22 protein-coding genes are annotated in these 23472 nt (G+C 34.5%); all 22 read right to left on the bottom strand.

Going from position 1 to position 23472, the window contains the following annotated elements; translation table 11 throughout:
• Window positions 1–25 precede the first annotated feature (25 nt).
• Window positions 26–2149 carry a polyribonucleotide nucleotidyltransferase gene (locus BN3326_RS02320; protein WP_069997498.1) on the bottom strand — a complete coding sequence of 708 codons (2124 nt, stop codon included), beginning with the start codon at window positions 2147–2149 and terminating at the stop codon, window positions 26–28.
• Between the two features lie 167 nt (window positions 2150–2316).
• Window positions 2317–2580 (bottom strand): 30S ribosomal protein S15, encoded by a 264-nt coding sequence (gene rpsO, locus BN3326_RS02315; protein WP_069997497.1) that lies wholly within the window; start codon window positions 2578–2580, stop codon window positions 2317–2319.
• Between the two features lie 118 nt (window positions 2581–2698).
• On the bottom strand, window positions 2699–3640 hold the full coding sequence (locus BN3326_RS02310) for a bifunctional riboflavin kinase/FAD synthetase (protein WP_069997496.1): 942 nt from the start codon (window positions 3638–3640) through the stop codon (window positions 2699–2701).
• A 167-nt stretch (window positions 3641–3807) separates the two neighbouring features.
• Window positions 3808–4707: a tRNA pseudouridine(55) synthase TruB gene (gene truB, locus BN3326_RS02305; RefSeq protein WP_069997495.1), complete on the bottom strand. Its 900-nt coding sequence runs from the start codon at window positions 4705–4707 to the stop codon at window positions 3808–3810.
• 63 nt (window positions 4708–4770) lie between these two features.
• Window positions 4771–5712, bottom strand: a complete 942-nt coding sequence (locus BN3326_RS02300) for a DHH family phosphoesterase (RefSeq protein WP_069997494.1) — start codon at window positions 5710–5712, stop codon at window positions 4771–4773.
• A complete protein-coding gene (gene rbfA / locus BN3326_RS02295) occupies window positions 5712–6068 on the bottom strand; it encodes a 30S ribosome-binding factor RbfA (RefSeq protein ID WP_069997493.1) in 357 nt (118 codons plus the stop codon). The genes BN3326_RS02300 and rbfA overlap by 1 nt, the downstream gene beginning before the upstream one ends.
• A gap of 35 nt (window positions 6069–6103) precedes the next feature.
• Window positions 6104–8119: a translation initiation factor IF-2 gene (infB, locus tag BN3326_RS02290; protein WP_069997492.1), complete on the bottom strand. Its 2016-nt coding sequence runs from the start codon at window positions 8117–8119 to the stop codon at window positions 6104–6106.
• Between the two features lie 18 nt (window positions 8120–8137).
• Window positions 8138–8425: a L7Ae/L30e/S12e/Gadd45 family ribosomal protein gene (locus BN3326_RS02285; protein WP_242875921.1), complete on the bottom strand. Its 288-nt coding sequence runs from the start codon at window positions 8423–8425 to the stop codon at window positions 8138–8140.
• Between the two features lie 10 nt (window positions 8426–8435).
• A complete protein-coding gene (gene rnpM / locus BN3326_RS02280) occupies window positions 8436–8711 on the bottom strand; it encodes an RNase P modulator RnpM (RefSeq protein WP_069997490.1) in 276 nt (91 codons plus the stop codon).
• A 4-nt stretch (window positions 8712–8715) separates the two neighbouring features.
• Window positions 8716–9846 carry a transcription termination factor NusA gene (gene nusA, locus BN3326_RS02275; RefSeq protein WP_069997489.1) on the bottom strand — a complete coding sequence of 377 codons (1131 nt, stop codon included), beginning with the start codon at window positions 9844–9846 and terminating at the stop codon, window positions 8716–8718.
• 78 nt (window positions 9847–9924) lie between these two features.
• Window positions 9925–10386 carry a ribosome maturation factor RimP gene (gene rimP / locus BN3326_RS02270; RefSeq protein ID WP_069997488.1) on the bottom strand — a complete coding sequence of 154 codons (462 nt, stop codon included), beginning with the start codon at window positions 10384–10386 and terminating at the stop codon, window positions 9925–9927.
• Between the two features lie 155 nt (window positions 10387–10541).
• A complete protein-coding gene (locus BN3326_RS02265; RefSeq protein ID WP_074463572.1) occupies window positions 10542–14858 on the bottom strand; it encodes a PolC-type DNA polymerase III in 4317 nt (1438 codons plus the stop codon).
• Between the two features lie 17 nt (window positions 14859–14875).
• Window positions 14876–15934, bottom strand: a complete 1059-nt coding sequence (ispG, locus tag BN3326_RS02260) for a flavodoxin-dependent (E)-4-hydroxy-3-methylbut-2-enyl-diphosphate synthase (RefSeq protein ID WP_083258471.1) — start codon at window positions 15932–15934, stop codon at window positions 14876–14878.
• Window positions 15931–16968 (bottom strand): M50 family metallopeptidase, encoded by a 1038-nt coding sequence (locus BN3326_RS02255; RefSeq protein WP_069997487.1) that lies wholly within the window; start codon window positions 16966–16968, stop codon window positions 15931–15933. The genes ispG and BN3326_RS02255 overlap by 4 nt, the downstream gene beginning before the upstream one ends.
• On the bottom strand, window positions 16962–18128 hold the full coding sequence (locus tag BN3326_RS02250; protein ID WP_069997486.1) for a 1-deoxy-D-xylulose-5-phosphate reductoisomerase: 1167 nt from the start codon (window positions 18126–18128) through the stop codon (window positions 16962–16964). The genes BN3326_RS02255 and BN3326_RS02250 overlap by 7 nt, the downstream gene beginning before the upstream one ends.
• Window positions 18129–18139: 11 nt before the next feature.
• Window positions 18140–18949 (bottom strand): phosphatidate cytidylyltransferase, encoded by an 810-nt coding sequence (locus BN3326_RS02245; protein ID WP_083258470.1) that lies wholly within the window; start codon window positions 18947–18949, stop codon window positions 18140–18142.
• A gap of 13 nt (window positions 18950–18962) precedes the next feature.
• A complete protein-coding gene (locus BN3326_RS02240) occupies window positions 18963–19679 on the bottom strand; it encodes an isoprenyl transferase (protein ID WP_069997485.1) in 717 nt (238 codons plus the stop codon).
• Between the two features lie 53 nt (window positions 19680–19732).
• Window positions 19733–20287 (bottom strand): ribosome recycling factor, encoded by a 555-nt coding sequence (frr, locus tag BN3326_RS02235; protein ID WP_069997484.1) that lies wholly within the window; start codon window positions 20285–20287, stop codon window positions 19733–19735.
• A 16-nt stretch (window positions 20288–20303) separates the two neighbouring features.
• On the bottom strand, window positions 20304–21014 hold the full coding sequence (pyrH, locus tag BN3326_RS02230) for a UMP kinase (protein WP_069997483.1): 711 nt from the start codon (window positions 21012–21014) through the stop codon (window positions 20304–20306).
• Window positions 21015–21125: 111 nt separating this feature from the next.
• On the bottom strand, window positions 21126–22034 hold the full coding sequence (gene tsf, locus BN3326_RS02225; protein WP_069997482.1) for a translation elongation factor Ts: 909 nt from the start codon (window positions 22032–22034) through the stop codon (window positions 21126–21128).
• A 17-nt stretch (window positions 22035–22051) separates the two neighbouring features.
• Window positions 22052–22792, bottom strand: coding sequence for a 30S ribosomal protein S2 (rpsB, locus tag BN3326_RS02220; RefSeq protein WP_069997481.1), 741 nt, complete (start codon window positions 22790–22792; stop codon window positions 22052–22054).
• A 152-nt stretch (window positions 22793–22944) separates the two neighbouring features.
• On the bottom strand, window positions 22945–23472 hold the full coding sequence (locus BN3326_RS02215; protein ID WP_069997480.1) for an MltG/YceG/YrrL family protein: 528 nt from the start codon (window positions 23470–23472) through the stop codon (window positions 22945–22947).

Raw genomic sequence — 23472 nt, 5'->3', positions numbered from 1 at the left:
AATTATAGGCCCCTCATAAAAGTATTTATTCTTCTTCAGTTGTTTTTTCTGGTTTCTTTAAGAGTGCTTTTCTTGATAAATTAATGCGTCCTTGCTTGTCTATCTCTATTACTTTTACTTCAATTACGTCTCCGATGGCTACCGCATCTTCAACTTTAGCAACTCTTTCATGTGAAAATTGAGAAATATGAACTAATCCCTCTTTGCCAGGCACTAGCTCAACAAAAGCACCAAAGTTCATAAGCTTAACAACTTTCCCGGTAAATACTTGACCTTCTTCAATTGTCTTAGCAATGCCTTCTATCATCTTGATGGCTAAACGAGCTTTTTCAGCGTCACTACCACAAATAAACACTCTTCCGTCATCTTCAATATCTATTTTAACTCCTGTTTCATCAATAATTTTATTGATTACTTTTCCTTTTGGCCCAATCACTTCACTAATTTTTTCTGGGTCTATAGTGATTTGCGTAATAACAGGTGCATAAGGTGATAATGTTTTGCGAGGTGCCTCAATTGCTTTTAACATAACTTCATCTAGTATATATAATCTTGCTTTTCTGGTTTGTTCTAAAGCACCTTTAATAATTTCAGGAGTAAGTCCTTGTATTTTCATATCCATTTGAATAGCGGTAATACCCTTATGTGTGCCTCCGACTTTAAAGTCCATATCCCCAAAAAAGTCTTCTAAGCCTTGAATATCTGTTAAGAGTACAAAATCATCATCCGTTTCTCCCGTTACTATCCCTACAGATATCCCTGCTACCGGTGCTTTAATAGGTACGCCAGCTGCCATAAGCGACAATGTTGATCCACATATACTTGCTTGAGAAGTTGATCCATTGGAACTCAATACTTCTGATACAAGCCTAATAGCATATGGAAATTCTTCTTCTGAAGGAAGTACTGGTAATAATGCTCTTTCTGCGAGCGCTCCATGACCTATATCCCTTCTTCCAGGTGCTCTAGGCATTCTTGCTTCTCCTACTGAAAAGGGTGGGAAATTATAATGATGCATATATCTTTTAGAAACTTCAAGTTCATCTAATCCATCTAATGTTTGTGCCTCTGATAATGAACCTAAGGTCGTAATAGTCAGTACTTGAGTTTGTCCTCTTGAAAATAATCCTGTTCCATGAGCTCTTGGCAGTATATCTACTTCTGCTGACAAATGTCTGATTTCTTCTAAGGTACGGCCATCTGGACGTTTTGATTCTTTTAATATCATTCTTCTTACCGTTTTCTTTTCAAAAGCGTAGAAGGCATCTTCTAAATAGCTAAGGTGTTCTTCTTTGCCTTCTTCAGTAAGTTTTTGAATAACATATGCTTTAAGTTCTTTAAGTTGATTTTGCCTCACTTGTTTATCATCTGTAAAGACAGCTTCTTCCATCTTAGCATCTCCAATAAGTGCTACGATATCTGAAAAAATATCTTCTGGAACCCCTGCTTTCGCATAATCTTCATTCTTAGGCTTACCACAATCCTCTTTAATCTTCTGCATAAACGCAACGATTTCTTGGTTGACTTCGTGGCCTTTCATAATTGCATTGAACATAATGTCTTCTTCTATTTCATCTGCTCCTGCTTCAATCATCATTACTTTTTCACTACTTGAAGAAACCGTAAGCGCAAGTTTAGATTGTACTCTTTGTTCATTATTTGGATTAATAACGAATTCACCATCGATATACCCGACTTGTACTGAAGCAACTGGCCCTTTAAATGGTATCTCAGAAATATCTACAACAAGTGAAGCTGCGATCATTGCGGTTACTTCTGGACTACAATTTGGATCTACTGATAAAACAGTTGCTGTAATGACAACATCATTGCGATAATCTTTTGGAAATAGCGGGCGCATAGGTCTATCTATAAGTCTGCATGTAAGAATAGCTCTTTCTGAAGGTCTAGCCTCCCTTTTTATAAATCCTCCTGGGATCTTACCTATTGCATAAAATCTTTCTTCATAATTAATGCTCAGAGGAAAAAAGTCAATTCCTTCTTTAGGTTCATCACTTGCCACCACTGTCGCTAAAATTACTGTGTCTCCATAACTTACCATAGCTGCACCAGTTGCAAGTTCAGCGACTTTCCCAATTTCTACTGATAGCTTTCTTCCAGCTATAGTTGTTGAATAATTTTTTATCATATTTATCTTTCCTTTCTAAATGAAATAAGATTTAGAAGAGAAATTTTTGTTGCGCAATCTTATAACTATCTTTTAAGTAAGCTAGTTATAACATTGCACAAAAACATTATTTCTCTTCTATCATTAATTTGATTTACAAAAAAGGGCGGAATATTCCACCCTCTTCATTATTTTCTAATGCCAAGTTCAGCAATTATTGCACGATATCTTTCAATATCAGTCTTAATAAGATAATCCAAAAGTCCTCTTCTTTTACCAACCATCATTAATAGTCCACGACGTGAATGGTGATCTTTTTTATGCATGCGTAAATGGTCTGTTAAGTGATTAATTCTTTCTGTTAATAAAGCAATCTGTACTTCTGGAGAACCTGTATCGTTAGCAGCTCTTCCATGTTTTACCATCAATTCTTGTTTACGTTCTTTTGTCATATAATGACCTCCTTTAATTTAAATAGCACCTATTACTAGGATATGGCCGGAGTTTCCAATATCTGAGTAATGGTATACAACATCTAACAGTATAGCATATATTCAATATTGTTGTAAACTATTTGTCTAAAGATTTCTCGAAAGATCTAAAAAACGTTTGTACCTGCTCCTTATCTTGCTTAATTTGATCTGCAAGTAAAGTTAAACTCTCAAACTTTTGTTCAGGTCTAATAGTCCTATAAAAATAAATTGTAACTTCTTGATCATATAACTGTTCATCAAAATCAAAAATATGGGTTTCAATCATTTTATCAGTCCCACTTACAGTAGGATTATAACCTATATTAGTCATACCCCAATATGTCCTATTATATACGTGTATTTTTGTAGCATATACCCCCTTGGGCGGATAGATTCTATCTGGCTCTGCCATAATGTTAATTGTAGGAAATCCAATTGTTCTACCTAATTGCTTGCCTTGTATTACATTTCCAACAACTGAATACGGGTGCCCTAAGAGCTTATTTGCTGTTTCTATATCCCCTTTAACGATTAAGTCCCTGATCGTTGAACTTGATATCGTTTTCCCCTCTATTTTAACCGTATCAACAATACAAACTTTACAGTTATATTTTTGGCCTAGTTCACGTAAATAATATTGATTGCCCTCTTTCTTTCTTCCAAAAAAATAATTGCTTCCAATAATAATAACTTTAGCCCTTAACTGCGTCATTAAAATTTCTATAAAAAATTTTTCTGCTGAAATACTAGCAAATTCTGTTGTAAAGGGATACTCTATCAAAACATCTACTTGAAATTTTTTAATTGTTTCTTCTTTATCTCGTCTGGACATAAGTAGAGGCTTAGGCGTGTTGCCAATAACCCAGCTTGGATGTGGATAGAAAGAAAAAACGACTATTTGCAACCTCTCTTCTTCCGCTTTTTGTGCTGCCACCTCAAATAACTTTTGATGACCTATATGCACCCCGTCAAAATTCCCTAGAACAACTATACTGTTCTTTTTTTGACTAATATCTGTTGTTCCATAAATATATTGCATCCTATCCACCTCTTGCTACTAAATTAATTTTAACTTCATATTATACCTAAAATATACGTTCTGTCCATAGTGATCTTAGGCATCTATTAGAGTATACGCGATGCACCGCTTAAGTTATGTACCTATACAAAAAGCTCCTTATCTTATTCATTGAAAGGAGCTAAATTTTATGGGTTCTTAAACATCTTTTCCACTTGCAGGCAATTACCTTTATAATCAAATTTATAAAGTGCTATAAATAGATTATTGCTATCATAAACTCTAACTATTTCATTTTTAAATTCACTTTTAAAATCTATCAGTTGATTTACATCTAGTTTATTACCATTATAAAGTAATTTATTGGCCGAACTCTTTACACTTACTTTTTTTAACTCTTTAAAAATTTCTTCTATTGAATCTGTATAATCTTGTATTTTTTCTTGATGTGTGGCTAAAAAATCTAATTTAACACTGTCTTTTAATGTATACTTACCAACTTTAGTTCTTAATAGCTCTCCCATATAGGCACCACATCCAAGGATTTTACCAATATCAGTGCAAAGTGTTCTAATATATGTTCCTTTTGAACAATGTACTACTATTTTAAAACGCTCATCAGTAAGCCACTCGGTTACTCTACACTCATAAATAGTAACTTCTCTTTGGGGCCTGTCAACAACAATCCCTTTTCTTGCCAGTTCATATAACCTTATCCCATTGATCTTAATAGCTGAATACATAGGAGGGACTTGAAGATATAGTCCTTTAAACGAAGCTACTGCCTCTTCAATTTTTTCCTTAGTTACATTCACATCAAAAGTTTCTATAATTTCTCCAGTACTATCTTCCGTCGTTGTATAGGCACCTAGTATAACTTCTGCTTCATAGCATTTATCTGCATCTGTGATATATTGTACAGCTTTAGTGGCATGGCCCATGCACAGCGGCAAAACCCCCTCCGCTTCAGGATCAAGTGTTCCTGTATGTCCTATCTTCTTCTGTCCAATTATTTTTCTTGCTTTTGCAACTACATCATGAGATGTATAGCCTTTTTCTTTGTAGATATTAATAATTCCATTAAACATGATGTATCCTTCCTCAAATACCATTGTCACACTTTACCAAGACATATACACAAGCTTCTCTTCTTAAAAATTCAAACTTTGTTCTACTTTATGAATAACCTCACTTAATGTGCCCCAAATAGTGGCTCCAGCCGCTCTTACATGACCACCGCCGCCAAAGCTAGATGCTAGTTTTGCTACATCATGTGGTGCATTACTTCTTAGACTCATCTTATAGGCCCCTGGCGTATTGCTGGGATATATAAAGACTGCTACTTCACAGCCTTTAATATTTTTAATATAGGAGACTATGCCCGATGCTTCATCTCTACTCGCATGATGAGCCTCTAAATCCGCATCATCAATATAACTAAGAAAAACCTTACCACTGCATAACTTTGTCAGACGTCTGGCAGCTATACTTTGTAAATGCACTGTATTTTCTGTTTTTTGATGTATGAGACGATAATAAATGGTACTAAAATCAAAAGGAATTTGAAGAAGCTTTGCTGCCGCTGCATGTGTACTTGACTGTGTACAAGAGTGCATAAATCCTCCTGTATCTGTCACAATCCCTGTAAAAAGCGCTTCACACATGTTTTGTGTAAGTAAAATAGCTGCTTGATCTACGATATTAAATATTAATTCTGATGTGGAAGAGGCATCTTTTTGCACATAGTTATACTTTCCAAAATGATTATTCGTTTCATGATGGTCTATATTGATTGTACTTTCAGCTTTTTCAAAGTAAAACTTTAGATTTCCTAATCTTTCAACGTCTCCGCAATCTAAACTAATGAAAGTATCATAGTTACCCGAAAAAGCTTGGCTTACACATATATCATTTAAAAGAAAAGTATATTCATCAGGTATACGTTCTAGAAGAACTGTATAAGCCACATTAAAAAATTTGCAAATATTAGCCATACCTACTAATGAACCCATTGCATCTCCATCAGGATTTTCATGAGCTGCCAATAACACATGCTGGGAGTTTTTGATAACATTAATAATATTATCTATCATTATTTATCACTATCTTTCATCACATCTTGTATTATTTTTGACATATGCATACCATATTCTATAGACTTATCTAATTTGAAGATAAACTCTGGTGTGTTTCTAAGGTTTATGCGTCTAGCAATTTCTTTTCTGATAAAGCCTTGTGCTGCATTTAAACCATTTATAACATCTTCTTTTTTATTGTCTTGTAAGACACTGATATATACTTTAGAAGTCTTTAAATCATTAGTTGTTTCTACTTCCACTATACTAACCATGGTATCATTAACTCTAGGGTCTTTTATCTCGTAACTAATTAATTGTGAGAGTTCTTTTTTAATTTCTTCATTGATTCTAGTCATTCTTTGCATCGACATAGTATATCCCTTTCTTTATTAAACATATGTGTTTCTTATCTAGGTACTTCTTCCATAATAAAGGCCTCTACAATATCCCCTTCTTTAAGGTCGTTAAACCGTTCAAACATAACGCCGCATTCATAGCCCGTATTAACTTCTTTTGCGTCATCTTTAAACCTTTTAAGCGAAGTAAGATGCCCTTCATAAATGACAATACCATCACGTACAATACGCACACCTGAATTTCTAACTATCTTTCCATCTTGCACATAAGCTCCGCCTACTGTACCCACACCAGATACTTTAAATGTTTGTCTAACTTGTGCATGGCCAATTACTTTTTCAATATATTCTGGATCAAGCATTCCTTTCATAGCAGCTTGTATGTCTTCTATCGCACTATAGATAACACGGTATAATCTTATATCTACTTGTTCTTTTTCTGCGATAGCTTTTGTAGTTGCCTCAGGTCTTACATTAAATCCTATAATAATAGCTCCGGATGCAGAAGCTAACATAACATCAGATTCTGTAATCGTTCCTACCCCTCCATGTAAAGTTCTGATTCTCACTTCGTCATTGCTTAGTCTTTCTAAACTTTGGCGTACTGCTTCAACAGATCCTTGTACATCAGCCTTAATAACTATATTTAATTCTTTCATTTTTCCTTCTTGAATTTGAGTAAATAAATCATCTAGAGAAACTTTCTGAGGTGTTTGTCCGATTAACTGCACTCTGCCTTGTGCTTTAATTTGCTCAGCAACTTGTCTAGCTTGTTTATCACTATTGGCAACATAGAACATATCTCCTGCTGTTGGCACTTCATTAAGCCCTAATATTTCAACTGGTGTTGATGGCCCAACCTTTTTAACTGCTCTTCCTTTGTCATCTACCATGGCTCTGATGCGCCCATATGAAGCTCCAGCCACTATAGGATCCCCAATTTTTAATGTACCGCTTTGTACAAGTACTGTAGCAACTGGTCCTCTTCCTTTATCTAGTTGTGCTTCTATAATAGTTCCTCTAGCTTTTCTATTAGGATTTGCTTTAAGATCTGACATTTCTGCAACAAGAAGTACCATCTCTAAAAGCGTATCTAAGCCTTCTCCTTTAATCGCTGACACAGGTACACATATAGTATCTCCGCCCCATTCTTCCACAAGCAGTCCATGATCTGCAAGCTCCTGTTTTACTCTATCAGGATTTGCGCCTTGCTTATCCATTTTATTCATAGCTACTATAATTTGTACATTTGCCGCTTTAGCATGATTGATAGCTTCAATAGTCTGTGGCATTACGCCATCATCAGCTGCTACAACTAAAATAGCAATATCCGTAACTTGTGCCCCCCGCATACGCATTGCAGTAAACGCAGCATGGCCTGGAGTATCTAAAAAGGTAATTTTTTTACCATTAATGCTAATAGATGAAGCCCCTATATGTTGTGTAATGCCTCCTGCTTCTTTTGCAGTTACATTAGTTGAACGTACGGCATCAAGCAATGAAGTTTTTCCATGGTCAACATGTCCCATTACAACAACAACTGGAGGTCTTTCGACTAATTCATCCTCTGTATCTTCAATCTCTCCAAATATTTCTTCCATTAAATCTTTTTCTTCTTCTGGCTCAACTAAAATATCAAATTCTTCCGCTATTTGAGCTGCTAATTCAAAATCAATCTCTTGATTAATAGTTGCAATTTTCCCTTTTTTCATCAAGCGTTTAATAATATCAGTAGGAACTGCATCTAATTTTTCTGCTAAATCTTTAATTGAAATAGCCGGAGGTAAGTGAACAACTTTAATATCTTCCGTCTCTTCATCAATTTCAATAATTTCTGTTACTTCGGGTATATTATCATTTTTCGCGTCTATACTATCACCAGTCTCTTTGCTAGAATTTTTTTCTGCTAATTCTTTATAATATTTTACTATCAGTTCTGCTTCATCATTCTCTAAAGTACTCATATGGCTATGTACTTCAAAACCATATTCTTTTAGCTTATCCATTATTTCCTTACTACTTATATCTAATTGTTTTGCGACTTCATATACTCTTATTTTAGACATAAATCCACCTCCAAGTATTTACTCCATACAACTTAGCATTTCACTTATTTTATTTGCAAAACCCTCATTGATTATAGCTATTACTGCTCTTTCTTCTTTACCTAAAATCTTACCTAGTTTTTCCTTGGTGCTCCATTCAACACATGAGATCTTTCTATATGAACACTTATCCTTAAAAAGCTTCTTGGTATTATTGGAAGCATCGGCTGCAACAATAACCAGTAAAGCTGTTTTTTCAAGCACTGCCTGTTTTGCAGCAAATTCACCCGCTACAAGCATTCTTGCTTTTTGACATAGTCCAATCATTTGATAAATTTTATTCTCCATCATATGCTGCAAACTCTTTTCTTAACGCATTATAAATCTCTTTATCAACTGATGTTTTAAAAGATCTTTCTAAGCCTTTGTTTTTTTCGGCCTGACTAAGGCATTCAATGTTCTTGCAAACATAGGCCCCTCTTCCAGGCTTTTTACCATGAAAGTCTAATGAAAAGATTCCTTCGTTATTTCTAACAATTCTTATCATTTCTTTCTTGTTTTTCATTTCATTGCATCCAGTACATTTACGTAAAGGAATCTTTCTTTGTTTCATTTACTCACTCCTCTTCCTCATTGTCTGTCTGCACGCTTTTTATGTCTATCTTCCATCCTGTTAGTTTAGCTGCAAGTCGTACATTCTGTCCACCTTTACCAATAGCAAGCGTAAGAATATTTGCTGGAACAATAACCCTTGCATTTCTTTCTCCACCATTTTCTTCAAGTTCAACGCCTAGTACTTTTGCAGGACTTAAAGCTTCTTTTATAAATTCTTTTGGGTCTTCACTCCAACGTACAACATCTATCTTTTCTCCACCTAGTTCTTGGACAATGTTATTAATTCTCTTTCCTTTTTCACCCACACAGGCGCCAACCGGGTCAACTATTGGATCATTAGAGTGCACTGCAATTTTAGTACGTGAACCTGCTTCTCTAGCTATGCTTTTTACCATAACCGTGCCATCTTTTATTTCAACAACTTCTTGCTCAAATAATCTTTTAACAAGTTCGGGATGCGTACGTGATACAATAACTTGTGCTCCAGCATTTTTATTTTTAGTATCTAACTTTCCTTCGTTTTTATTAAAATCCTTAACATTTAATAAATAGAATGCTTTATAGCCGCTTATGCCATTTCCCGCTTCCATCTCAGAATCAAAATTTTCATTTGGAATAGCTTCTGTAAGGGGCAGAGAAGCTTCCGTAAAATCTAACTCTACAATATACCCATTTTTTTCTTTTCGCAGCACTTTACCTTTTACAATATCATTTAATTTTACGCTATATTCGTCGTAGACCATTTGCCTCTCAGCTTCTTTAATCTTTTGTATAACTACCTGTTTCGCATTTTGCGCAGCAATACGTCCAAAATTTTTAGGTGTAATTTCTACGTCAACAACGTCTTCTATAGCAATAAGAGGATTAATTACTTTTGCTTCTGTAATGCCTACTTCTAATACTGCATTAATAACCTCATCATCCGGCACAACTTTTTTTGATGCAAAAACTTTAACATCACCTGTTACTTCATCAATGTAAATTTTTATGTTCTGTTTAACTCCAGCCCCAATTCCAAAGTGTTTTTTACATGCAACCTCTATTGATTGCTTAATCGCTTCAACAAGCTTATCTTTATTAATTCCTTTCGATTTTGCAATTTGATCAATTGCAGTAATAAATTCTTGATTCATTTTAATCCTCCTCAAAATTCTACTTTTCTTAAATAAATTAAACCTTTTAAGTTCAATCTATTTAAGTTAAATAATCTATTAAAACATAATCGCTAATCTTACAAGGGCTACATTTTTAATTGCTATTTTTATTTCATTTCCCGCTTCTTCTATAATAAGATATTCTGGAGTCTTAGCAATAAGCTTTGCCTGAAATTGTTTCTTTTTTTGAATAGATTCGTAGAGCTTTACATCTACTATAGATCCCTTAAACCTTTCGAAATCTTTATCTTTTTTAAGAATGCGATCGAGACCCGGTGAACTCACTTCTAAGATGTAAGCCGGTTCTATGAAATCTTTTTCATCTAATACTTTTTCTATGGCTCTACTTGTCTTTTGACAATCCTCTATTGTAATACCTCCTTCTTTATCAATATATATTCTTAGATAAAATGTTGGACCTTCTTTAACAAATTCAACATCTACTAGTTCAAATTGACTCTCCTCTAAAATAGGTTCTAAATACTTCTCTACACTATCAATAATTTGCTTTTTATTCATCGAATCATCCTTTCATACAGTATAGTTTGACATAAACTGTATTATATATACATTCCAGCATATAGAAAGAGTGGGTGTATACCCACTCTCTCCATCACGTTCAAATTTATAATTACTAATTATACTACCATTAAACTGAAAAATCAACCCCAGTTCTAAAACAAAGTTAACTGACTAGTATCGGGAATACCTTTTAATATGCCACTTTTTTTCATTAGATCAATAATCGTATGACTCACCTTAGTCTCATTTTTAAAGTGTTCAACTGATAAAAATTCCCCTTGTTTTCTCTTTTCGACAATATTTTTAGCCGCTGTATCACCTAAACCTTGAAGAGAGTTAAAAGGTGGTAAAATACCATCTTCTTGAATGATAAATCTTTCTGCATCAGACTCATATAAATTAATAGTTTTAAAATGAATTCCTCTTGCATACATTTCCCTAACAAGCTCGAGAACCGTTAAAGTATCTTTTTCTTTTGTAGATAAAGCCTGCCTTTGTTCTAACTCTCTAATAGCTCTTTCCGCCACTTCACGTCCATGACACATTATTTCATAATCAAAGTTACCTTTAGCACGTATAGAAAAATAAGCTGCATAAAAAGCTAGAGGATAGTATACCTTAAAATAAGCAATTCTAAATGCCATCATAACATAAGCAGCTGCATGAGCCTTAGGAAACATATATTTGATTTTTTTACAAGAATTAATATACCACTCCTTAACTCCTGCCTTTTTCATTTCCTGTTCCTGTTCTTCTGTTAAACCTTTCCCTTTTCTTACACATTCCATAATTTTAAAAGCTGCTTTTTTTTCAACACCTGCAATAATCAGATAAACCATAATATCATCTCGTGTTGAGATAACTTCTGAAAGACTGGCCACTCCTTGTCTAACTAATTCCTGAGCATTATTTAACCAAACATCTGTCCCGTGAGAAAGGCCTGAGATTCTAATAAGTTCTGAAAATGTAGTCGGCTTAGTATCAACTAGCATCTGCCTAACAAATTTTGTACCAAATTCCGGGATTCCTAAAGACCCTACTTCACTATTAATATCTTCACGGGTCACTTGTAATGCTTCTGTTGTTGTAAAGAGCGATATGGTTTTAGCATCATCAAGAGGGATTTGTGTTGCATTTAACCCGGTTAAATCTTCAAGCATACGTATAATGGTTGGATCGTCATGCCCTAGAATATCTAATTTCAACAATCTTCCGCTGATTGAGTGATAGTCAAAGTGTGTTGTTGTTATTGTTGATTTCATATCATTGGCCGGCCTCTGTACAGGGCAAAAATTATGGATATCGTTATCTCTTGGGACAACCATAAGCCCTCCCGGATGTTGTCCTGTTGTACGCTTTATGCCTGTACAGCCACTGATTAATCTATTGGCTTCTGCCTTTGATAATTTCATGTTTTTTTCTTCTAAATACTTTTGGACAAATCCATAAGCAGTCTTTTCAGCTAAAGTACCAATTGTTCCCGCTTTAAATACATGAGAAGATCCAAAAAGTTCCTCTGTATAAGCATGAGCCCTAGCCTGATATTCGCCTGAAAAGTTAAGGTCTATATCAGGTTCTTTATCGCCGTCAAATCCAAGAAATGTTTCAAAGGGGATATCATGTCCGTCTTTTTGCAGCAGCGCGCCACATACAGGACATGTTTTATCAGGCATATCACACCCCGATCCCCCTGCAAATTTGACCACTTCTGGAGAATCAAAATCAGAATATTTGCAGTGTTTACATACATAATGCGGTGAAAGTGGATTAACTTCTGTAATGGTTGCCATCGTTGCAACAAAAGATGATCCTACAGACCCTCTAGATCCTACCAAATAGCCATCTTCCAAGGACTTCCAAACCAGTTTCTGTGCAATAATATATAACACTGCAAATCCATTTTTAATAATTGAACCAAGTTCTCTATCTAATCTATCTTTTACAGGGGCAGGAAGAGGCTCTCCATAAATTTCTATGGCTTTGTTTGTTGTAATCTGAACAAGTTCCTCATCTGCGCCATCTATTTTTGGGGGGAAAGTTTCATCTGGTATGGGTTTAACATGCTCTATACTATCTGCAATCTCGTTGGGATTTTGCACAACAACTTCATAAGCTGTTTCTTCTCCCAGATACTCAAATTCCTTTAAAAATTCATTGGTCGTATGAAAGTAAAGTGGCGGCTGATTATCAGCATCGGTATATCCCTGTCCTGTCATAATAATGCGTCTATAGACTTCATCTTCAGGATCAAGAAAGTGAATATCTCCTGTAGCAACTACTTTTTTATTGTGCTTTTTTCCGAGTGCTACAATTTGGCGATTAATATTTTTAAGTTCTTCATAGGACTGAACTTTTCCCTTTTCCAATAAAAAGCGATTATTCGCTATAGGTTGAATCTCCAGATAGTCATAGAAGCTCGCAATACTATCAACTTGTTCCCGCGGTTTATTCTCCAATAATGCCTTGTATAGTTCCCCAGCTTCACATGCTGAGCCTATAATAAGCCCTTCGCTATAGGCTTTATAGACACTTTTAGGAATACGTGGTTTTTTAAAAAAGTACTCAATATGAGACTTTGTGACAAGATTATATAAATTAAATAAACCTTGTTGATTTTTAACTAAGATGATTGCATGATAAGTTTTTAGTTTCTTAACATCAATTTCTTTAGCTGCATAGAGATTAAGCTGCTCTAAAGTTACAACCTGCATGCTCTTTAACTTTTGTCCAAGCTTTATGAAAATTTTTGCCGTAGCTATTGCATCATCAATCGCTCGATGGTGGTTTTCTAAATCTATTTCCAAATACTTTGCAACATGATTAAGTTTATGCTTTGAAAGCCCTGTTAAGAGCAGTCTTGATAATCCCAGAGTATCTAATATCGTATTACCTACCGTTAGCCCCTGTTGATTTGCAAAATAATTAATAAAACTAGTATCAAAAGATGCGTTATGCGCAACTAAAACAGCTTCACCTATAAAATTTAGAAACTCAGGAATAACGCTTTCAACTGTTGGTGCCTCTTTAACCATTTCATCTGTAATACCTGTTAATTCAACTATAGTTTGAGGTATAGGGATCTCTGGATTAACAAACGTTTTATATTCATCTATAATTTCTCCATTTTTTATCTTAACAGCACCTATTTCAGTAATACGGTCTTTCCCTGGTGTAAATCCAGTTGTTTCAATATCAAATACGACATAGAGATCGTCTAATGTTTGGTTTTTAGAATTCTGTACAACCGCACTCAAATCATCCACTATATAAGCTTCCACACCATAGATCACTTTAATATTATGTTTTTTAGCAGTTGAAGCGGCATCTGGAAAAGATTGTACCACTCCGTGATCAGTTATAGCTATCGCTTTATGCCCCCACTTAGCTGCTCGTCCAACGAGTTCCGAGACATTTACAGTAGCATCCATGCTACTCATTTGAGTATGGGCATGCAATTCAATACGCTTTTCTTCACTTGTATCTAAACGTATAATTCTCATTGCATTTATTTTAATGATATCTTTTGCCTTTATAATACGTTCCTGTATAAAAGAATCATATTCAAGCAGTCCTCGTATCTTTAAAGCATTTCCTTTTTTAATGTCGCCTTTTATAGGCTCCCACTTGTCTTTTTTAATAAAAAATTTTGTGGTAATTGAATAAGTATAATCTGTAATGTCAAGAGAAACTAATATGTTATCATTTTTAAGTTCTCTTATTTCTACACTTAAAATCGTTGCTTTTACAATGATAACTTCATCATTTTCTGGTAATTGCGAAAGCTGAGTCGACTCTCCAGCAAAGTCCTTACCTAAAAGAACATCGGTTGGTTCAACTATAACATTTTCTTGTTTAAATACATCATTTTTTTGATTTTGAGCAGTAATATGTGTAATACTATCCTCGGTAATTTTATGAACTTCGGCACTGATCTTTGGTATAATATCTTTTATTTCATCTTTAAACTTAAATTCAATAGTCATCGTTCCTACATAATCCTGCAAGATATCTGTAAGAACTTCTTTACATTTCATTTTTTGCAAATAAGCTCTGTAAGATATTGGAATTTGTATAATAAGCATATTATTTTCTAAATGCCATTTAGCATAGCGTAAAATAGCCTCTAAAAGAGGTGCAACCCTACCAAGATGTTTCAATACCTTATCCCAACTGTTTGTTAAGAGCTCTTGCATCTCATTTGTTTGTATACTTCGTTGTATCTTTTTTATGAATTGAATGCTTACCTTATTTATCCCTGTTAAATTATTCTTAATCTCTGTTTCAAGTACTTTAAGCGTTGATTCACTACATTCCTTAGAATCTTCAAGATGTATTTCTACTTCTTTAGCATATTGATTAACCACAACGTCTTGTACTTTGCAATCTTGAAAACGTTGTGTAATATGAGGGTTGAGATTTAATTTCGAAAAAACATAAGAAAAATATTTTTTTTCCTCTTTTGAATACATACCGCTCTCCCCTTTTATTACATCTGTTCTATCTCTTTCATAAGTGCATCAAAGAGTTCATCTTCTCTCACCTTTTTTATGATTTGCCCTTTTTTAAAAATCAGTCCCTCGTTTTTTCCTCCAGCAACACCAATATCAGCTTCTTTAGCTTCTCCTGGACCATTTACAGCACATCCCATTACTGCAATTTTAAGATCTTTTGTAATATGCCTTGTTGCATACTCTACTTTTTTTGCAAGTTCTATTAGATTAACTTCAGTTCTGCCACATGTAGGGCATGCGATAATTTCAACCCCAAATTTTCTCAGTACTAATGACTGCAGAATATGCTTTGCACACTCTACTTCTTTTACAGGATCATCGGATAGTGACACACGTATCGTATCACCTATCCCTTGTGATAAAATTGCCCCAAGTCCAACAGCTGATTTAATAGCTCCTTTATATAAAGTTCCCGATTCCGTAATACCTACATGCAAAGGATAGTTATAATGATATGCAAAAGTTGTATAGGCATCTATTGCTAACGGGACTTGAGACGCCTTAAGAGATATTACAATATCATGAAAATCCATCTCTTCCAATATCGTAATATGTCTTTTAGCACTTTCTAACATGGCAAGAGCATTAACCCCGCCATATTGCTTTAAAATACTTTTTTCAATAGATCCTGAATTAACACCTATTCTAATAGGGATCTTATACGCCTTAGCTTTCTCTACAACTTTTTCTACACGTTCACGACTCCCTATGTTTCCTGGGTTAATCCTCAACTTATTTACCCCATTTTCAATGGCCATTAAAGCAAGTTTATAATCAAAATGAATATCTGCTACTAATGGAATATGAATATTTTTTATAATTTTTTCAATAGCTCTCGCCGCTTCAACATGTGGCACAGCTACTCTTACTATCTCGCAGCCAGCTTCTTCTAGCGCTAAAATTTGTCGAATGGTTTCCTCTGCATTTTCTGTTTTTGTATTCGTCATAGACTGTATAAGAATCGGCTGCCCGCCTCCAATAAATCTATCTTGAATACGTATCATTTTTGTACTTTCTCTTTTACATAACATCATATATTAAACACCTTTATAATATCATTATATAAAACAACAACTGTCAGCAACATTAATAATACAAATCCAATAAAATGAACAGCAGATTCTTTTTCTGGATCTAATGGTTTTCCTCTTAGCATTTCGATCAAAATAAATACAATACGCCCTCCGTCTAGTGCAGGAATAGGAAGCAAATTGATAACCCCTAAATTAGCTGATATAACTGCCCCTATATAAATCATGTTCATAATAGCAAGTAAAACGCCTCCCGATTGCATACCAGTATCCCATTGTTTAGCACTAAAGTCTGCAACACCAATTATCCCCGCTACTTGATCCATAGGTACTTTGCCTGTGATAAGCTGTGTAAAACCCAGCCATACTTGCCCGATAACCTGAAAAGTATTTATAAAACCAACTTTCATATTATGAAAAATATTAAAATGAACAATTTCTGGCGTAAACCCAAATCTTGCCCGTCCTTCTTTCTCTATCCATCTGGCTTTTAATTCTACATTAAAAGGTGCTTCATTTTTTCTTTCTATAGTGAAAACATAGTTTTTATCTCTGTCTTTAACTAGTGCTGTAATATCAGCTAACTTATGAATACGGTTTCCTTCTATTGCAGTAATGCGGTCGCCTATTTGTAAATTGGCTTCTGCGGCCGGCATATTACTTTCTATACTTTGAATGACATTATTGCCGTATCCAATATAACCTGTCAATATAGTAAGTAAAAGAAACGCCAAAACAAAGTTCATTATTGCCCCAAAGCTCACAATAAATAATTTCTGCCATGGACTTTTTGAGCACATAGCTCTTGGGTTGCTACTGTTTCCTATCTCTTCTTCCATGCTGCAAAATCCACCTATGGGAAATGCTCTTATAGAATAAACTGTTTCACCTTTTTTAATAGACCAAATTTTAGGTCCCATTCCTACTGCAAATTCATGTACGAGTACCCCGTTTTTTTTAGCTGCAATATAATGTCCCCACTCATGAATAACGACTATAAGCGCAAACATTAATATAATAATAATGATTGTTAACATTTTTCTACCTTCTTTCTACTATATTCTCTAGCCCATCTATCGCACTCCAAAAGGTCATTAAGAGTTGGCCTATTTATACATATGTGTTTTTGCATAACCTTATGTATAATTCTAGGAATCTCCATAAAAGTAACTTGTCTATTTAGAAAACTTTCAACAACTACTTCATTGGCAGCATTAAGAACGGCTGGCATAGTTCCTCCTGTTTTTAACGCCTCATAAGCAAGCTGTAGGCAAGGAAATAAATCCATACGTGGTTCTTCAAAAGACAACGTTTGAATACGAGACAAATTAAGCTTTTTAATGTAAGGAGTATCTACTCTACTCGGATAATAGATTGCATAAGAAATAGGGTGCCTCATATCCGGATAGCTTAGCTGAGCTATTGTCGATCCATCTTGATATTCAACCATTGAGTGAATAATACTCTCTTTATGAACAATAACTTCTATTTGACTAGGCATTATATTAAACAAATGTTTTGCTTCAATAACTTCTAACCCCTTATTCATAAGAGTTGCTGAATCAATCGTAATCTTATTTCCCATTACCCAATTAGGATGTTTTAGTGCTTGTTCTACTGTAACTTGCTGAAGCTGTTCACTGGAGTACTCTCTAAAGGGTCCTCCTGAAGCTGTTAAAATAATTTTTGAAACAGCACTCGGTGCATTGCCTTGCAGACATTGAAAGATTGCTGAATGCTCACTGTCTACAGGAATAATAGAAATATTGTTTTCTTCAGCTAACTGCATCACAATTTCTCCTGCTGTAACAAGAGTTTCTTTGTTGGCTAATGCAATATTTTTACCTTGTTTTATTGCTGCAATAGTAGGTAAAAGTCCAACCATGCCAACTACGGCTGTAATAATAAGCTCGGCTTGTGCTAAAGTAGCCGTTATAAGCAGCCCTTCTTCGCCGCTTACAACTTCTGTTTTGCATTTTATTGCTTTAAGTCTATTCTGCAGTTCGTAAGCTTTGTCTTTTTGTATCACACATACTACTTGTGGATTAAATTCTATAATTTGAGTTTCTAATAAGTCTATATTGCTATGTGCGCTTAGCCCTACGACATTTAGTTTTTCACTTTTTCTAACTACATCTAATGTTTGTGTTCCAATGGATCCAGTAGAACCTAAGATAACTATATTCTTATTTTGCACACTATTAACTCCTATCTTATGATGTTTTCTGCCAATGTTACTGCTGCATAAATAACTGGGGCAACTAATAACAAACTATCAAATCTATCTAGTATTCCCCCATGTCCAGGCAATATATATCCAAAATCTTTCTGATTAAAAAATCTCTTGATAGCCGATGCCGCAAGATCTCCAAATTGTGAAATAACGGAAGCTATCATCACCGTTGTGACCACGGTAAAAATGTGTTCTCTTAGTACTTCGTAAGTATAGTAGGTATAAATCATCGTATAAATATACCCTAATAGTCCCGCTCCAATAAACCCACCTATACTTCCTTCTATAGTTTTCTTAGGACTTAGATTGGGTGCTAATTTATGTTTACCTAAAAGGATCCCACTAAAATATGCAAAGGTATCTGATCCCCAAGAGCTAATTACAATAAGCCATACCCAAAATGCACCATATTGGGTGTTTCTTGTCAAAATAATAAACCCAAATAGCAACCCGACATAAAGTGATGAAAATATTGTAAGAGCTACATCTGTTATTGAATATTTAGGATGTTTGATGACCATATAAATAAGAGCAACTACTATTAATAGCGCCAAATAGATGCTATAATCAGCATGAATAGTTTTAAAAAATGCAAAATAGAACAACAATGATCCATATCCTATATATTTCATAGGCTTATAAATATTTTTCATTGTATGAAATAACTCATATAGCCCTAAACAACTCACTATTATCACAGCATAATCAAGCGTAGGGCTTCCTAAAGTTACAATTAAAATCATAAGCGGAACCCCTATAACTCCTGTTATTATTCTAGTTAACACGTTTTAATCCCTCCTATTCACTGTTACCAAATCTTCTTTTTCTTCTCCTATACTCATCAATCGCCATGTCAAACTCCTGTACCGTAAATTCTGGCCATAAACAGGATGTAAAATAAAACTCACTATAGGTTAATTGCCAAGGCAAAAAGTTACTCGTTCTTATTTCACCACTTGTACGAATCATAAGATCTGGGTCTGGTTGATGCCCTGTATCTAAATACTTTGCAAACACCTCCTCATTAACCATCTCATCATCTATGTGTTTTAACAATATATCATTTATGATACTTTTACAAGCCCTAATAATCTCATTACGTCCGCCATAATTAAATGCCATATTAAAGCATAGCCCTTTTTTATCTTTTGTAATCTCTTGTAAGTGTATTATTTTATCTCTTAAATCTTGTGGTATATTGGATGAAAAAATATCTCCTATTGCATTAAATCGAATGTCTTCACTAGGTGCTTTTTTAATATGCTGATCTAAATATCTTCTAAGCAGTTTTATGAGTCCTTCCACTTCACTTTGGGGCCTATTCCAATTTTCAGTAGAAAATGCGTAAACCGTTAAGTACTCTATACCTATATGCGCCGCATGTTTTATAATGTTTTCTAATGTTTTTGTACCTCTTCGGTGACCTTCATTCCGCGGCAGATTATGTTCCTTGGCCCATCTTCCATTTCCATCCATAATGATAGCAACATGTGTAGGTACTTTCGTCTCATCCATAACTAACTTCCTCCTATATTAAAAAAACTCCTCCTAATGGAGGAGTTTTAACATCATACAGATAAAATTTCTTTGTTTTTATTTTCAATATGTTTGTCTATTTCATCTATAGATCTATCCGTTAACTTCTGAACTTCTTTTTCTGCTACTTCTTGTTCATCCTCTGTGATCTCATTAGCTTTTTCCATCTTCTTTAAAGTTTCAAGTGCTTCACGTCTGATGTTTCTAATTGCAACTTTTGCATTTTCACCTTTTTTCTTAACATCTTTAGTAAGGTCTTTTCTGCGCTCTTCTGTAAGTTCTGGGAAAATAAGTCTTATCATTTTCCCATCATTTGAAGGATTAATACCTATATCGGATTCATTAATAGCTTTTTCAATAGCTTTAAGAAGAGATGTATCCCATGGCTGTATCTGTAATACACGTGCCTCTGGAATGCTGATATTTCCTACTTGTTGTATAGGCGTAGCTACACCATAATAATCTACAGTCATTCTATCTAAAACATGGGGATTAGCTCTGCCTGCACGTATTGTACTTAATTCATCAGCAAATGATTGTATCGTCTTTTTCATTTTATCTTCATACTTATTTAATGTCTGTTTCATCCTATATCCTCCTTAATTAATCTTCTATATAAATTGTTGTGCCAATTTCTTCGCCCATGGCTACTCTTACTATGCCATTTGTGGCTCCTAAATCGAAAACAATAATAGGTAATTTTTGCTCTATACATAGTGCAGCTGCAGTGGCATCAATAGCTTTAAGGTTTTGACGCAGTAGCTCTTGACAAGATAGTTGTTTATATCTTTTTGCCTCATGATTGAGCTTAGGATCACTTGTATATACGCCATCAATATTCTTAGCAAATAATAAGACATCTGCCTCTATTTCACAGCCTCTTAAAGCAGCTCCTGTATCAGTAGAAAAAAATGGATGCCCTGTCCCACCAGCAAAAAATACAACATGTCCTTTTTTCATATGGTCAAGTGCTGTATCCTTTGAAAATATTTCTGTCATATTCCCTACAGCAAAAGGGGTTTGTACAACGGCACCTATCCCCTGTGATCTGCAAACATCTGCCACGTATAAAGCATTCATAACTGTGGCAAGCATTCCTATTTGGTCAGCTTTTACACGATCCATATCCCCAGATGTTCTGCCTCTCCAAAAGTTACCTCCTCCTATTACAACTGCTACTTGTAAGCCTTTTTCAATAAGTTCTTTAAGCTGTACAACGACACTTGTAATAATTGTATGATCAAACCCTCTTTGCATCTCACCGGCTAACGCTTCTCCACTTAATTTAACTAATACTTTATTATAACCTTTCATTGTCTTCTCCTTCCTGCTAACATTACTCTATCATAAAAGTATGCTAATTTCTAGATATATTTTAAACTTTATATTCATAAAAAAAGGGACACCTCGGTGTCCCTCCGTATATTATCCTTGAATTTGTTTTGCAACTTCTTCAGCAAAGTTTTCTTCTTTTTTCTCAATACCTTCACCAGTTTCAAAACGTACAAAAGATTTAATAGCATCTGCACTGCCAAGTTCAGCTGCAACATATTTAGCTACTGTTAGATCAGGATCTTTAACATACTCTTGTTCTAAAAGACAGATTTCCTTGAGTTGTTTATTAAGTCTTCCAATAACCATTTTTTCAATAATATTTTCTGGTTTACCTGGATTTTCATTAAGAGCTTGAGTCATTAAAATTTCTTTTTCTTTGTCTTTTGTTTCGTCTGAAACTTGCGCCATTGAAATATACTCTGGATTAACAGCAGCTACTTGCATAGCCACATTTCTGCCTACTTCTTTTGCTTTATCTCCTTCTGCTGCTACATCTACTATTGTAACAATCTTACCGCCTCCGTGAGTATAAGCTACAAGTGTTCCTTCTGTAGTCATTTTTGCTAAACGACGAATAGATAAATTTTCTCCTATAGTCGCTATCTTTTCAGTTAATACGTCTCCTACTGTTTTTGAAGCATCCCCTGGCCAAGAAAGTGCTTTTAATGCCTCAACATCTTGGACATCGTTACTAAGAACTAATTGTGCTACTTCATTTACAAATGTAATAAACTGCTCATTTTTAGCTACAAAATCGGTCTCTGAATTAATTTCAACTAATGCTGCAGTTTTACCATCTACAGAAACAGCTTCTTTTACAAGTCCTTCTGCAGCTACGCGTCCAGCTTTCTTAGCTGCTTTTGCTAAGCCTTTTTCACGTAACACTTCAATAGCTTTTTCCATATCACCATTTGTTTCATTTAAAACATTTTTGCAGTCCATCATGCCTGCGCCAGTTCTTTCACGTAACTCTTTTACCATAGCAGCTGTAATTGCCATCTTAGTACCTCCAATTATTATTCAGCGATTGCTTGAGCTTTGTCGCTTTTTTCTTCTGTAGTAGTTTCAAAAATTTCCCCTTGGTTAGCTTCTATAATTGCATCTGCCATTTTTGATACGATTAATTTAACCGCACGAATAGCATCATCATTACCTGGTATTACATAATCTACTTCTTCTGGATCACAGTTAGTATCTACAATAGACACAACAGGAATACCTAATATATGTGCTTCTTGAATTGCAATTCTTTCTTTACGTGGATCAACAACAAACATTAAACTTGGAAGGTCTTTCATTTCTTTAATACCACCTAAGTTCTTTTCTAGTTTGTCCATCTCTTTGCGAAGTTCGATAACTTCTTTTTTTGGAAGCACTTCAAATGTTCCGTTTGTTTCCATCTCTTCTAATTGTTTAAGTCTACCTATACGACTTTTAATTGTTGAAAAGTTTGTAAGCATACCACCCAACCATCTTTGGTTTACATAGTACATACCGCTTCTTTCTGCTTCAGTCTTGATAGATTCTTGAGCTTGTTTTTTAGTTCCAACAAATAATACTTTCCCACCATCTTCTGCCGCTTGGCGAATAACCGCATAAGCCTCATCTACTTTTTTTGTGGTTTTTTGTAAATCGATAATATAGATTCCGTTTCTTTCTGTAAAAATATACTCTTTCATTTTAGGATTCCATCTTCTTGTTTGATGTCCAAAATGAACCCCTGCTTCTAAAAGTTGTTTCATTGATATTACACTCATTTTATTACCTCCTGGTTAGTCCTCCGCATATATTAAATCATAATAGACTATTCAAGCACCCTATTATAACATCTACATGCGTGTGTTTTATTTTCGCTCTACAGTATAACATGTTTTTTTTATAAATACAATTGTTTTTATAAATATATTACTTATTTAATAGCTATAAGTTCTAAAATCTCTTCGTAAGTTCCATAAGCTGGTAGTGTTATCTTGCCATCCTTTAGATACTTCGTCTTCTTCTGTGCTTTTACATAATTTTCAAAGTCTTTAGCATCTGAGATAACTTGTGCATCCTCCAATATTTTGCATATCTTCTCTGATGTTGCATTTTTAGGAATATGCACAGTAACAATAGTCCCTGCATTTGTATCTTGAGGCAATTCTTTTGCAGCAGCTTCATCCTGTAGGATTTTCTCATTTATTTGATCTATTTGAATAAGTTGCTGCTCTGTTAGCTCAGATTCATTTAAAGAAGTTGACTGAGCAAGCTGCGTCTGAATAGCTTTTAACTGCTCTTTAATTTCTTGTTGCTCTTTCTCAGAATATTGTATACTTATTTCTTGCTCATAAATATTTGTATTAAGTACAACAACAATCATTACAATACCAGATAATATTATGCCGCATCCAAAACCAATTAGTCCAAATACTAATTTTTTATTTTTATCTCTTATCAT

Origin of the sequence: Cellulosilyticum sp. I15G10I2 (genome assembly GCF_900095725.1) — a bacterium.
Taxonomy (GTDB): domain Bacteria; phylum Bacillota; class Clostridia; order Lachnospirales; family Cellulosilyticaceae; genus FMMP01.
The sequence above is the reverse complement of the archived record's forward strand: the minus strand, read 5'-3'. Positions and strand labels throughout refer to the sequence as shown.

Excerpts from the sequence above, each read along its gene's own strand:
- BN3326_RS02285 (WP_242875921.1), bottom strand. The coding sequence starts at position 8,425 with ATGATTGGACTATGTCAAAAAGCAAGAATGCTTGTAGCGGGTGAATTT.
- tsf (WP_069997482.1), bottom strand. The coding sequence starts at position 22,034 with ATGGCAATTACAGCTGCTATGGTAAAAGAGTTACGTGAAAGAACTGGC.
- infB (WP_069997492.1), bottom strand. The coding sequence starts at position 8,119 with ATGTCTAAAATAAGAGTATATGAAGTCGCAAAACAATTAGATATAAGT.
- rpsO (WP_069997497.1), bottom strand. The coding sequence starts at position 2,580 with ATGACAAAAGAACGTAAACAAGAATTGATGGTAAAACATGGAAGAGCT.
- rbfA (WP_069997493.1), bottom strand. The coding sequence starts at position 6,068 with ATGTCGATGCAAAGAATGACTAGAATCAATGAAGAAATTAAAAAAGAA.
- rnpM (WP_069997490.1), bottom strand. The coding sequence starts at position 8,711 with ATGAAACAAAGAAAGATTCCTTTACGTAAATGTACTGGATGCAATGAA.
- ispG (WP_083258471.1), bottom strand. The coding sequence starts at position 15,934 with ATGATGTTATGTAAAAGAGAAAGTACAAAAATGATACGTATTCAAGAT.
- BN3326_RS02215 (WP_069997480.1), bottom strand. The coding sequence starts at position 23,472 with ATGATAAGAGATAAAAATAAAAAATTAGTATTTGGACTAATTGGTTTT.
- BN3326_RS02255 (WP_069997487.1), bottom strand. The coding sequence starts at position 16,968 with ATGTTAACAATCATTATTATTATATTAATGTTTGCGCTTATAGTCGTT.
- frr (WP_069997484.1), bottom strand. The coding sequence starts at position 20,287 with ATGAAACAGACATTAAATAAGTATGAAGATAAAATGAAAAAGACGATA.
- rpsB (WP_069997481.1), bottom strand. The coding sequence starts at position 22,792 with ATGAGTGTAATATCAATGAAACAACTTTTAGAAGCAGGGGTTCATTTT.
- truB (WP_069997495.1), bottom strand. The coding sequence starts at position 4,707 with ATGTTTAATGGAATTATTAATATCTACAAAGAAAAAGGCTATACATCT.
- pyrH (WP_069997483.1), bottom strand. The coding sequence starts at position 21,014 with ATGAAAGGTTATAATAAAGTATTAGTTAAATTAAGTGGAGAAGCGTTA.
- BN3326_RS02240 (WP_069997485.1), bottom strand. The coding sequence starts at position 19,679 with ATGGATGAGACGAAAGTACCTACACATGTTGCTATCATTATGGATGGA.
- nusA (WP_069997489.1), bottom strand. The coding sequence starts at position 9,846 with ATGAATCAAGAATTTATTACTGCAATTGATCAAATTGCAAAATCGAAA.
- BN3326_RS02265 (WP_074463572.1), bottom strand. The coding sequence starts at position 14,858 with ATGTATTCAAAAGAGGAAAAAAAATATTTTTCTTATGTTTTTTCGAAA.
- rimP (WP_069997488.1), bottom strand. The coding sequence starts at position 10,386 with ATGAATAAAAAGCAAATTATTGATAGTGTAGAGAAGTATTTAGAACCT.
- BN3326_RS02310 (WP_069997496.1), bottom strand. The coding sequence starts at position 3,640 with ATGCAATATATTTATGGAACAACAGATATTAGTCAAAAAAAGAACAGT.
- BN3326_RS02300 (WP_069997494.1), bottom strand. The coding sequence starts at position 5,712 with ATGATAGATAATATTATTAATGTTATCAAAAACTCCCAGCATGTGTTA.
- BN3326_RS02320 (WP_069997498.1), bottom strand. The coding sequence starts at position 2,149 with ATGATAAAAAATTATTCAACAACTATAGCTGGAAGAAAGCTATCAGTA.